This is a genomic window from Kitasatospora sp. NBC_00240, from assembly GCF_026342405.1.
Classification (GTDB): domain Bacteria; phylum Actinomycetota; class Actinomycetes; order Streptomycetales; family Streptomycetaceae; genus Kitasatospora.
In genome coordinates this window covers 221530-233032 of record NZ_JAPEMU010000001.1, presented here as the reverse complement: position 1 = coordinate 233032, position 11503 = coordinate 221530, and the positions used below count along the sequence as shown (strand labels likewise).

Below are 11503 nucleotides of genomic sequence, written 5' to 3'. Positions count from 1 at the left end.
ATGAGCCGTGTCGATGTGGAACCGAAGGTCGAGGAGCGGCCGCCCCGTGGGCGGTGGGGGCTGCTGGCGGAGCCCGACTTCCGCCGGCTCTGGATCGGGGAGACGACCAGCGGCCTGGGGACGGCCGTCGGCAACGTCGCGCTGGCCCTGGTGGCGGTGGTGACCCTGGGGGCCAGCCCGTTCATGGTCGGGCTGCTGACCGCCTCCGCCTGGCTGCCGTGGCTGTTCCTCGGGCTCACCGCCGGTGCCTGGGTGGACCGCTGGCCGCGCCGGACGGTGATGCTGGTCTGCGACCTGGCCCTGCTGGTGCTGTTCGCCAGCGTCCCGGTGGCCGGCTGGCTCGGGGTGCTGACCATCGGCCAGCTGGTGGTGGTGGCCCTGCTGACCGGGGCGGTGAAGGTCTTCTTCAGCACCGCGTACGGCGCGGTGGTGCCCTCGCTGGTGGCCAAGCCCGACCTGCTGGAGGCCAACGTCAAACTGCGGGCCGGTGAGTCGGCGGTGGAGATCGCCGGGCCCGGTGTCGCGGGCGTCGTCTCGCAACTGTTCGGGGCGGCGACCGGGATGCTGCTGGACGCCGTGACCTACCTGGTCTCCGCGCTCTTCCTGGGGGCGATCGAGACCAGGGAGAAGCCGCCGGCGCGGGCCGCCCGGCAGAGCATCGTTCGGGAGATCGGCGAGGGGGTGCGGTTCCTGGTCCGCGACCCGTACCTGCGCACGCTGGCCTGCTTCGGCGCGGTCGGCAACCTGGCCCTGAACGGGATCCAGGCCGTCCAGACGGTCTTCCTGGTCCGCGGGGTGGGCCTGGACCAGGGCGGGGTCGGCCTGGTGTTCGCCGTGGTGAGCGTCGGCGGGCTGGTCGGCGCCTCGGTGGCCGGCCGGATCGCCCGGCGCTTCGGCACCGCCCGCGGCCTGCTCGTCTGCGAACTGGTGGTGGCGCCCTTCATCCTCCTGCTGCCGACCGCCGGCCGGGGGGTGCCGCTCCCGGTGAGCGTGCTCGCCTGGGCGGTCGCGGTCTGCGGCGTGGTGGCGGGCAACGTCATCGCCGGCAGCTTCTACCAGACCTACTGCCCGCCCGAGCTGATCGGCCGGATCCGGGCGAGCGCCTCCACCGTCAACTACAGCGCGATCCCGGTGGGCGCCCTGCTGGGCGGCTACCTCGGCGGAGTCCTGGACAGCAGGACCACGATCTGGATCATGTCCGCCGTCCTGCTCTCCGCCGGCCTGATCCTGCTGGCAAGCCCGATCCGATCCCTGCGGAACTTCCCGGAGCACTCATGACCGACACCGTTGCCACCAGCCTCGACATCAGAGCCCTGCGGGCGGCCGACAGCACCGCCCTCGCCGACCTCTACCTGCACGACCGCCACTTCCTGCGGATCTGGGAGCCCGAGGAAGCGGACGGGTTCTTCACCGGCCCAGGCCAGCGCGAGGCGGTGGAGTCGACGCTGGGCGAGTGCGCCAGCGGGCGGATGCTGGCCTGGGTGATCGTGGCCGGCGGCGAGATCGTCGGCCGGGTCAACCTCAACAACCTGGCCATGGGCCCGCTGCGGAGCTGCTCGATCGGCTACTGGGTCGCCCAGCGGTACGGCGGCCAGGGGTACGCGAGCTTCGCCGTGGAGAGCGCGCTGGACATCGCCTTCCACGACCTGAACCTGCACCGGGTGGACGCCTTCGCCCGCCTGGACAACGTCCGGTCGCTGCGGGTGCTGGAGAAGAACGGCTTCCGGACGGTGGGCGTCTCACGCGGCCACCTGCACGTCGGCGGCCGCTGGCAGGACGAGATCTACCTGCAGAAGCTGGCGCCCTGGGACGACGGCGTCCAGCTCGAACCGGCCTTCGCCACCTCGATCCTGGGAGAGTCATGAACCGGCCGCAGCACCCCCGGACCGCCCGCGCACCGCACCCCCGGAGCGCCCGCCCGAGGACCTACCTGATGTGCCGCCCGACCTACTTCGAGGTGACGTACTCGATCAACCCGTGGATGGACCCGGCGAAGCCGGTGGACGGCCCGCTCGCGGTCACCCAGTGGGCGCGACTGCGGGACCTCTACACCGAGTTGGGCCACACCGTGGAGGAGATCACGCCGCTGCCCGGCCTGCCCGACATGGTGTACGCGGCGAACGGGGCCACGGTGGTGGACGGCCGGGTGCTGGGCGCCCGGTTCCGCAACGCCGAACGGTCCGCGGAGGGCCCGGCCTACCTGGAGTGGTTCCGCTCCCGGGGCTACCGGGAGACCCTCGACCCCGTCCATGTGAACGAGGGCGAGGGCGACTTCCTGGTCACCGACACCTGCGTACTGGCCGGCCGGGGGTTCCGCAGCACCCCCGCCGGGCACCGCGAGGCCCAGGAGTTCTTCGGCCGCCCGGTGATCGGGCTGGACCTGGTCGACCCGCGCTACTACCACCTGGACACCGCGTTGAGCGTGCTGGACGGCGACGAGGTGATGTACCACCCGGCCGCGTTCTCGCCCGGCAGCCGGTCGGTGCTGCGGCGGCTGTTCCCCGACGCGCTGCTGGTCGGCGAGGCCGACGCCGAGGTGTTCGGGCTCAACGCGGTGAGCGACGGGCTGAACGTGGTGCTCCCGGAGGCCGCGACCGGACTGTCCGCGCAACTGCGGGCCCGGGGGTTCCGGCCGATCGGGATGGACCTCACCGAGCTGCTCAAGGGCGGTGGCAGCGTGAAGTGCTGCACGCTGGAGATCCGGCCGGGCGCCTGAGGGCGCGGGGCGGGTGGCCCGCCGGGGGCGCCCGCCCGGCCGGCCCGGGCCCGGCCGTCGATCGACGAGGGAGCCGGGAGGTGGACGGTACCGGTCGACGCCCCGGGTCGACGCCCCCGATCGACGCACCGGCCGACGGTGATCGGTGCAGGTCAGGGCCCCGATCAACGGGATCGACGGCCGGCCCGCCGAGCGATCGACGCGGCGGCCCGGGCGTGGTGCTCAAGCGTAGATCCGGCGTTGACCGCCGCTTGTCAGAGTGGAGTCACCGAAGAGGCGGAGAACACACTCGCCGGAGAATCACTCCCAGGGGGTATCCAGTCATGAAGACCCGATTCAGCAAGCTCCGGTTGGTCGCGGCGGGCCTCGGCATCGCGATGGCGCTCGGCAGCGCGGCCGGCACGGCGGGGGTTTTCGGCGGGACTCACGACCGGGTGGTTGTCGCGGCGCCGGACGCGGGCCTGGAGGACTGGAACAGCACCGGCTCCTGAGCCCGGCACGCGCCCCCCCGGGAGGCCCGGACGCCCCCGGCCCGCACCGTGCGGACGCCGGCCGGCCCACCAGCATCCGTCACCAGCGGTGCTACGTGGACCGGCCGGCGTCCGCACGGCAGGGGCTTTCTCCGGTCGGGCCTGCGGGCCCTGGTCTTCCTCCGGACGGGGCCGGAAGGCGGCCCGGTCAGGGGACGGCCGGTACCGGCGAAGGCTCCCGCAGCAGCCCGGCCACCTCGTCCGCGTCGGGCAGGCCGAGGCGGCTGAACAGGGTGTGGGCCAGTTCGAGGCGGGCCCGGGCCTCGGGAGCCCGGCCGAGATCGGCCAGCGCGCGGCCCAGCACCACCAGGGCCTGCGCCTGGTCGCGTTCGGTGCCGACCTCCTCGCAGAGCAGCAGCGCCCGTTCGGCGTGGTCGAGCGCCTCCGCCGTCCGGCCGAGGGTGCGCAGGCTGTCGGCCAGCCGGTAGCGCGCGTGCGCGGCCCGCTCCCGCAGTCCGGCGCCGGTCGACACCGTCAGGCACTCGCCGAACCAGGTCACCGCCTCCTCGTGCCGGCCCAGGAAATGCAGTGCCAGCCCGAGCACATAGAGGGTGTAGGCCCGGCCCGGGTCGTCCTGCCTGGTCCGCAGCTCCGCCAGGACGGCGTGGCAGATGGTGACCGCCTCGGCCGCCCGCCCGCTGCGCACCCGGGCCAGCGCCGAGTTGACCGTCGTCACCACCGCGCCCGAGCGGTGGCCCAGCGCCCGGGCGAGCGACAGCGCCTCGTCGTAGTGGCCCACCGCCTCGTCGTGGCGGCTGAGGTACTGGCAGATCAGGCCCAGGTCGTTGAGCGCCTGACGGAGGATCACGGTGTCGCTGGTCTCGCGACAGGCCTCGGCCGCCAGCCGGGCCTCGGCCTCGGCCCGGTCGAGCAGGGTGGCCGACAGCGCGATGTTGCCCCGCAGGAAGCGGGCCCGGCCCTCGGCCCGTCGGTCCCCGTGCCGGACGGCGGCCTCCACCAGGGCCTCGGCGGCGGATCCGAACTGCCGGCTCAGCGGCGTCAGGCCGAACGGCGTCAGCGCGATCAGCAGGTCGATGGCCCGGCGCAACGGCAGTTGGACGGGCTGCGCGGCCGCCCGGCCCGGTCCGTCCTGGGACGCCTGCCCGGCCGTGCCCCCCTCGTCCACGGCCGGGACGGCCTTCGCCCATTCGGCCACCTGGGCGGCGAGCGCGACCGCGCCCGGGGTCTCCGCCACGGCCCAGGCCTTGGCGTCGTCCCGACTGTCCAGGCCGAGCCCGGGGGAGCGGGCCGGGCCGAGCGCGCCGGCGGCCGGGTCGCCGGGCACCACGTGCTGGAAGGCGGTGCAGGCGGTGGCGAGCTGGTGGTCGAGCAGCCGGTCCCGGGCCGCCACGTACTCGCCGGCGCCGGCCGGCCCGCCCGTACCCGCCGCGGTCGTACCGTCCGCCGTCGCGCCGGCCGGGTCGGCCCCGCCACCGGTCAGCTCGTGCTCCGGGCGGCGGCGGGCGAAGGCGCGCAGCAGGTCGTGGTAGCGGTAGCGGCCGGGGAACGGCGAGTCCACCATGGCGACGTCCACCAGGGACTCCAGCAGGTCCTCGGCGTCGTAGTCGTCCAGGTCGAGCAGGGCGGCGGCCGCCGCGAGGCCGATGTCGGGCCCGTCGACGCTGGCGGCCAGCCGGAAGGCCCGGGCCTGGTCGGGGGTGAGCTGGCGGTAGCTCAGTTCGAAGGCGGCCTCCACGGCGAGGTCGCCGATCCGCAGCTCGTCGATCCGGCGCCGCTCCACCGCCAGCCGCTTGCTCAGGATCTGCACCGTCCAGGACGGCCGCGCGGCCAGCCGGGCCGCCACGATCCGGACGGCCAGCGGCAGGTACCCGCAGGCCACCACCAGGTCGAGGGCGGCTTCCCGTTCCTCGGCCAGCCGCTGCGGGCCGATCGTCCGGGCGAGGAGGTCCAGCGCCTCGTCGGGCCGGAAGACGCCGAGGTGCTCCTGCACGGTGGCGGGCAGGCCGCCGAGCCGGGTGCGGCTGGTGGTCAGCACGGCGCAGCCGACGGCTCCGGGGAGCAGCGGCCTGACCTGGGCGGTGTCCTTGGCGTTGTCGAGGACGAGGAGCAGGCGCCGGCCGTCCACCATCGACCGGAACAGTGCGGACCTCGCCTCGACGCCCTCCGGGAGGGACTCGGCCGGCGCCCCGAGCGCGACCAGGAACCCGGCCAGCACCGCCTCGGGCTCGGCGGGTGCGGCGTCGCTGCCCCGCAGGTCGGCGTAGAGCTGGCCGTCCGGGAAGGCGTCGCGGATCCGGTGGGCGACGTGCAGCGAGAGGGCGGTCTTGCCGACGCCGCCCATACCGACCACGGTGGCGATCACCAGGGCCTGCTGGGCCGGTGCGGCGAGGGTGGCGCAGAGGGTTTCGACCAGTGCCGAGCGCCCGGTGAAGTCGGACGCGTCCGGCGGGAGTTGCGCCGGCCGGGGGGCCGCGCCGGCCGATGGGCGGGGGCGCTGGGCGGCCTGCGCCGAGCCGCTCGGGCCGGCGGTACCCGGTCCGGTGGAGTCGGCGTCGGAAGCGTCGGAAGCGTCGGCAGCGGAATATTCGGGTCCGGTGGACGAGGCGCCGGCCCCGTCCGAGGCGGGGGAGTCGTGGTGGGGGCCTGTGCCCGGCGGTCTGCCCGTCGGCGGGCCCGGCGGCCCGGCAGCCGCCGGCCGGCCGTGCGGCCGGACGAGACCGACCGGCGCGGTGACGGGCGCCAGTGCGGGGTCGCCCTCCAGGATCCGGCGGTGCAGCGTCTCCAGCTCCAGACCCGGCGGGACGCCGAGCTCCTCCAGGAACAGCTGGCGCACCCCGCGGAACACCGCCAGCGCGTCGGCCTGCCGACCGGCCTGGTACAGCGCCCGCATCAGCAGGCCGTAGGACTTCTCGTGCAGCGGGTACTCGGCGGTGAGCGCCGTCAACTCCGGTATGCAGCGCGCGAAGCGGCCCAGCGTGAGGTCCAGCGAGATCCGCTCCTCCAGCAGCGCCAGCCGCAGCTCGTCCAGCCGCTTGCGCTGCCGTTCGGCGAACGGGCCGGGGATGCCGGCGAGCGGTTCGCCCTGCCAGAGGTCCAGCGCCTGGTTGAGCAGGTCCCGGGCCTGCTCCGGCTGCCCGTCGTGCGCCGTCCGCTCGGCCCGCGCCGCCAACTCCTCGGCCTGGGCGGTGTCCACCGCGTCCTTCGGCAGCACCAGCCGGTAGCCGTCACCGATCGAGACCAGCACATGGGGCGCCGCCCGGTCGTCCTCCAGGATCTTGCGCCAGCGCCAGGCGTACGTCCGGACGGTGGTCATCGCGGCACCCGGCGGCTCCTCGCCCCAGAGGGCGTCGATCAGGTCGTCGGCGCGCGCGGCCCGGCCCGGTCGCAGCAGCAGCACCGCGAGCATCGCCTGCTGCTGCGGGCTGCCCGTACGCAACGGGACCTCGCCGCGGTACGCCCGCATCAGACCGAGTAACGAAAAGCGGAAGTCGTCCATCCCTGCCCCACCCCACTGCACCCCACGCGGCTGCCCCGCCCGTGCGCTCCACACTAAACACGGGCGAACAGCCACATGTCGAGATGGCGTTGAACAGATTGTGATCGACCGTTGACGCATCTTCACTACCGTCGGTGGGGCCGACCGGGGCCCGCCCGCCGCAACGGCACTGCTCCGGACGGGGGGCGCGGCCACCCGGCCCGCCACCGCGCCGGGCACCGCGGACCGGCCGCCGTCGCCGGACCGCCGACCCGGTCCCCGCGACCCGGACGGGTCATCGACCACGCTGTCTGGAGGCGGACGCCATGCACACCGACCTGCTGTACGACCTGCTCGACGTGGACCGCCAGGCCGGCCCGGCCGAACTGCTCAGGACGTCCCGCGCGGTCCACCAACTGCCCTATCTCGTCCTCTCCCTGCTCGCCCGGGAGGAGGTCAGGATGGGCGAGCCGGCCCGCGCGGAACTGCGCCGCGCCCGGGCCAGGACCGAGCACTACGCCGAACTCGCCCGCGGGCTGGAGCAGTCGACCGGGGTCCGGGCGATCAGGGGCCTGCGGCTGGCCGGGTACTACCCGCCGGGGCTGCTGCGCCCGCAGGGCGACCTGGAGCTCGTCGCCCCCGGCGAGGCGGCGCTCTGGCAGGCCGTGGTGCGGCTGGTCGCCGACCACCCGGTGGAGGAGATCGGCGTGACGGTTTTCGGCGGCCGCCCCCGGCACACCGCCGTCACCCTGAACTGGCCGGCCGCGGACCCGCTGGTCGACCCCTGGTACCGGGTCGGCCTCTGTACGGCGGCCCTCGCCGGTGACCTGGCGGCCGTTCCGGTCCGCCCCGTGCTGGTGGCCGAGGACCACGTCGAATGCCTGATCGCCCTCGCCGAGGAGGGCCTGCGGCGGGCCTTCCAGGTGCGGGACGTGGTCGACGTCCTGATGCTGGCCCAACTGCCTTTCGACCCGGTGGAGACGGCCGCCCTGGTCGCGGCCTACCGGCTCGCGCCGGAGGCCGCCGCCCTGCTCGACCTCGCCGCCGGGCACGTCCCGCTCGGCCGGCTGGCCGCCGTCCGCGCCGCCCTGGAACGCGAGGTGGACGCCGAGCTGCGCCGCCGGGAGGCGGCCCCCACCGCCCGCTCGGGCTGGGCCACCCCGCCCCGGCACGGCGTGCTGCTGCGCCGCGTCGTCACCCGCGACGACTGGGACGGTTCGCGCTGCATCCCGTTCGAGCACGGGGACTTGCTGCTGACCCCCGTCGCCGACTACCTGCTCCCGGCCGGCGGCTCCACCGCCCGGGCACCGGGCGCCGCGGCGCTCGCGGCACTGCGTGCCTGGGACGCCGCGCGGTGAGAAGCGGGCGTGCGCCGGCCGGGAGGACGCCCGGGCTTCGCTAGGCTGAGGCCCTTCGAGGAGAGGATCGTCCGTGCCCGCCGACGCGCAGTCCCATGTCCGTGTTGCCCGCCCGTCCCGCGACCTGGCCGCGGCCGAGCGCTTCTGGGTCGACGGCCTCGAACTCGACGTGCTGTACCGGCACGAGGGGACGGGCGCCACCGGCGACCACTCGCTGCTGATGGTCGGCTGGCCCGCGGCCGCCTGGCACCTGGAACTCGTCGGATCCCCGGAGCTCGCGGCCGCGTCCCCGCCCGGCCCGGAGGACCTCTTCGTGGTCTACCTGGACGAGCCCGTCCCCGCCGAACTGATCGAACGCCTGGAGCGGCACGGCGGCACCCGGGTGCCCGCGCACAATCCGTACTGGGACGAGTGGGGCGTCACCGTCCGGGACCCGGACGGGCACCTGCTGGTGCTCTCCTCCCGAGGCTGGTCCAACTCCTGAAGGCAGCAGACCTGCCGGTCGGCTTCGGATGCAGCCGCGAGGTGCGGCGGGGCCGTCCGCCGCCCTCGGTGCGGCCCGTCCGCCCGCGGGACCGCACCCGCCCGGTCGGTCGGCGCGTCGCTACTTGTGCCGGGCCCGGCCGCCGGGACGGCGGCGGCGGAGCGCGTAACCCCCGGCGGCCAGGAGCAGCGCGGTCGGGGCGGCGACCCAGAGCATCGCGCTCGGCCCGGTGTCGTCGGCGGCCGGGGCGGCGGAGAGCGTGGGCAGGCCGGCGGCCTGCAGCTCCGTTCCGGTGACGTCCTGATCGGCGTTCGGGTCCGTGCCCGCGTCGCTCTCCTCGCTCACGGTCGGGTCCGCGCCGGTCGGTGACGGGACGTCGGCGGGCGAAGTGGACGGCGACTGCGGGGCGGTGGTGGCACTTCCGGGGCGCGACGGGGTCACGGAGCCGGTGGCGGCGGCGCTGCTGCGCGGAGCCGTCGAGGGTGCGGCCGCGACCGGGGCCGGGGCACCCGAGGTGCTCGTGATGGAGATGTCGTCGGCGTAGATCACGGCGTCCGGGCCGCCGAGGGGGTGCGGCGGCTTCTCCGGCCGCCAGTTCGGGCGGTAGAGCCCGATCCTGAAGTGCGGCGGCTCACCGGCTTGGTAGTTGTTGGGCCCCTGGTGGGTGCCGACCTGGACGCCGTCCCGCGCGGCGACGATCGAACCGGGCTTCCCGTCACCCGACCAGACGACGTCGAAGGTCCAACGGTTCCAGTGGCCGAACTGCACCGGCCCGAGCGGGACGACGGCCTCCTGCTCGGCGGCGGTCGACCCCCAGTGCACCTTCATCTGCCAGTAGTCGTCGTGGACGGAGAGGGCGATGACCGGCTTGACCCCCTCGTTGGTGCCCTGGCTGTTGAACCACTGGGCGACGATGCTGTCGAGGGGCAGCCTGGTCCAGTCGCTCGGCAGGTAGTCCGAGAAGGAGAAGCGGTGCGCGCCGAAGTCGAGTCCCTTGATGGCGAGTTCGGCGCGGAAGGACCTCCCGTCGTTGGGGACGTTGTACCGGACGGCCCGGCCGCCGTGCTGGCCGGGCGCCGCGACGGTCACCAGGCTCCCGAAGCCGTTGATCGCGACGTGCGGCCACGTGGTGGTCGAGCCGGGCTCGAAGTCGTACGACACGGAGTCGGCCGCGGCGGCGGGTACGGCTGCCGAACCGATCGCCGTGATCGCGGCGATCGGTGCCACGGCCAGGCGCAGGGCGAGCCGGCCGGCGGTTGGGCTGAGCGACATGGTGATTCCCTGGTGACGAAGGTGCGTTGGAGATCACTGTCATGGAGTACCGGCGACCCCGGCTGTCCCGCAGCTCGACCGAACCGTGACCTTCGCCGCGCGGTGACCGGGCGGCGCCACCTGCGGACCGGCCGCCACCTACGGCCATCCGCGGACCGGCCGCCACCTACCGCCGTCCGCGGACCCGCCGCCTACCGCCGGTCGGTCGACCGGAAGTGGGCCCGGGCAGCGGGCAGGTACATCAGCAGTTGCCCGGTGACCGGGGCGACGACGAGGGCGGCGACCGGCACGGCGCCGGCGGGGGAGTCACCGGTCAGCACGACGGCCACCGCCGCGAGCGCGAGCCCGCCGGCGGTGAGCACGGTCAGCAGCGCCCGCGCCCGACGCCGGCCGGCCCGGGCCGCCCGGGCCAGGGCGACCAGCACCGCGAGCCCCGCCGCGGCGGCGGCGAGCAGCACGAAGTCCCCCGGCTCCACGCCGATCCGGACCCGCTCCGCGAAGGCCACCGCCACCCCGAGGGCTCCGGCGAGCACGATCAGCAGCCACAGTCGGAAGGACCGGCGCAGGGCGCGGGGGACGGTCGGTCGAGGCCCCTCCGGGCGCGGTCGGGCGGGTGTCACGGGAGGGCGCCTCCGGAAGGTCGGTCGGGGTGAACGAGGGGGCCCGGTGGGGCGCCCGGCCGTCAGCGGCGGTTGCGAACGCCCGGGGCAGGCCGCCCGGCGACGGTCACGCGGGCCCGTCGGGGGCCACCCGCCGTGCGGCGGCGCGGCGGCGGCGCCTGACCAGCAGGACGGTGATCCCGGCGGCCAGCAGGGCCGGCGCTCCGGCGAGGAGCCAGGGCACCCCGGCGAACCCGGCGGACCCGCCGGCCCGGGCCCCGTCGGCGACCGCCGTGACGGTGACGTCCCCCCAGCCCGAGGGCGCCCCGGACCAGGACTCGGTCACCTTCACCTGCTGCCCCGGGAGCAGTTCGGGCGGTACGTCGGTCAGCTGCCGGGCGGCCGGCCCGCCCACGAAGAGGCCGTCGACCTTCAGGGAGACCCGCGGGTCGAGCTTGACGTTCCCGGTGTTGCGCAGCGTGTACGAGACGGTTGAGTCGCCGCCGCCGACCCATCCCGTCGGGGGGTTGTGCGCGGCGAACCGCACGTCCTCGACGGCGAGTCCCGGGCGTTGCGGGCCGTCGACGCGCAGGTAGATCCGGGCCCCGACACCGCGTTGGATGCCGAGGTAGGAGCCGGAGCCGGGCCGCACGCGGTCGTCGACGGCCACCAGGGCGCCGACGTGGTCGCCGGGCGCCGCGTCCTGGGGGACGGTGAGGGTGAAGCCGACCGTCAGCGACGAGTGCGCCGGGGTGGTGACGACGTCGTGCTCGGGCTTTCCCCAGGCGCCGACGTCGGTCTGCGCCTCCTCCCGGCCGCGTACGGCCAGTCCGCCGTCGCGTTCGGTGTTGTAGGCGTCCGCGACGTAGAGACGGAAGGTCAGCGGCTGGTCCGTGGTGTTGGTGACGACGGCGCGATCGGTGAACGTCGCGCCGGGGCGCGCGGACAGTTCGAAGGCCGCGCGGGGCGTGATCGCGGAGTCTGCGGGCCTGACCGACCATTCGCCGTTGTCCGCGGCCCGCGCCTGTCCGGGGGCCAGCGCCGCCGCGAGGACGACGAGGAGGGTGACAAGGGGTGCTCTGCGCATGGCTGGCCAGCTTTCTGGGCA

At 75.2% G+C, this 11503-nt stretch carries 10 protein-coding genes; 6 read left to right on the top strand and 4 right to left on the bottom strand.

The window, feature by feature from the left end; genetic code table 11:
- The 4 genes from OG689_RS01055 (at window position 1) to OG689_RS01040 (ending at window position 3207) form a co-directional block, all read left to right on the top strand.
- Window positions 1-1278 carry an MFS transporter gene (locus OG689_RS01055; protein ID WP_266316715.1) on the top strand — a complete coding sequence of 426 codons (1278 nt, stop codon included), beginning with the start codon at window positions 1-3 and terminating at the stop codon, window positions 1276-1278.
- Entirely contained in the window at window positions 1275-1865 is a 591-nt protein-coding gene (locus OG689_RS01050; RefSeq protein WP_266316714.1) for a GNAT family N-acetyltransferase, read from the top strand. Before OG689_RS01055 ends, OG689_RS01050 begins: the two co-directional genes overlap by 4 nt.
- Complete coding sequence (gene ddaH / locus OG689_RS01045) at window positions 1862-2716, top strand: dimethylargininase (protein ID WP_266316713.1); 855 nt, start codon at window positions 1862-1864, stop codon at window positions 2714-2716. Before OG689_RS01050 ends, ddaH begins: the two co-directional genes overlap by 4 nt.
- A gap of 323 nt (window positions 2717-3039) precedes the next feature.
- Window positions 3040-3207: a hypothetical protein gene (locus tag OG689_RS01040; RefSeq protein WP_266316712.1), complete on the top strand. Its 168-nt coding sequence runs from the start codon at window positions 3040-3042 to the stop codon at window positions 3205-3207.
- A 187-nt stretch (window positions 3208-3394) separates the two neighbouring features.
- Here the strand turns inward: OG689_RS01040 and OG689_RS01035 are convergent, their stop codons facing one another.
- On the bottom strand, window positions 3395-6670 hold the full coding sequence (locus OG689_RS01035) for a BTAD domain-containing putative transcriptional regulator (protein ID WP_266316711.1): 3276 nt from the start codon (window positions 6668-6670) through the stop codon (window positions 3395-3397).
- A gap of 338 nt (window positions 6671-7008) precedes the next feature.
- Here OG689_RS01035 and OG689_RS01030 point away from each other — a divergent pair, with 338 nt between their 5' ends.
- Complete coding sequence (locus OG689_RS01030) at window positions 7009-8040, top strand: hypothetical protein (RefSeq protein WP_266316709.1); 1032 nt, start codon at window positions 7009-7011, stop codon at window positions 8038-8040.
- 73 nt (window positions 8041-8113) lie between these two features.
- Window positions 8114-8524 (top strand): VOC family protein, encoded by a 411-nt coding sequence (locus OG689_RS01025; RefSeq protein WP_266316707.1) that lies wholly within the window; start codon window positions 8114-8116, stop codon window positions 8522-8524.
- A 120-nt stretch (window positions 8525-8644) separates the two neighbouring features.
- Here the strand turns inward: OG689_RS01025 and OG689_RS01020 are convergent, their stop codons facing one another.
- From OG689_RS01020 to OG689_RS01010, 3 genes are all read right to left on the bottom strand, one after another.
- Window positions 8645-9796 carry a polysaccharide lyase gene (locus OG689_RS01020; RefSeq protein WP_266316705.1) on the bottom strand — a complete coding sequence of 384 codons (1152 nt, stop codon included), beginning with the start codon at window positions 9794-9796 and terminating at the stop codon, window positions 8645-8647.
- 191 nt (window positions 9797-9987) lie between these two features.
- Window positions 9988-10416, bottom strand: a complete 429-nt coding sequence (locus OG689_RS01015) for a hypothetical protein (RefSeq protein WP_266316703.1) — start codon at window positions 10414-10416, stop codon at window positions 9988-9990.
- 106 nt (window positions 10417-10522) lie between these two features.
- Complete coding sequence (locus OG689_RS01010) at window positions 10523-11482, bottom strand: DUF916 domain-containing protein (RefSeq protein WP_266316701.1); 960 nt, start codon at window positions 11480-11482, stop codon at window positions 10523-10525.
- Window positions 11483-11503 lie beyond the last annotated feature (21 nt).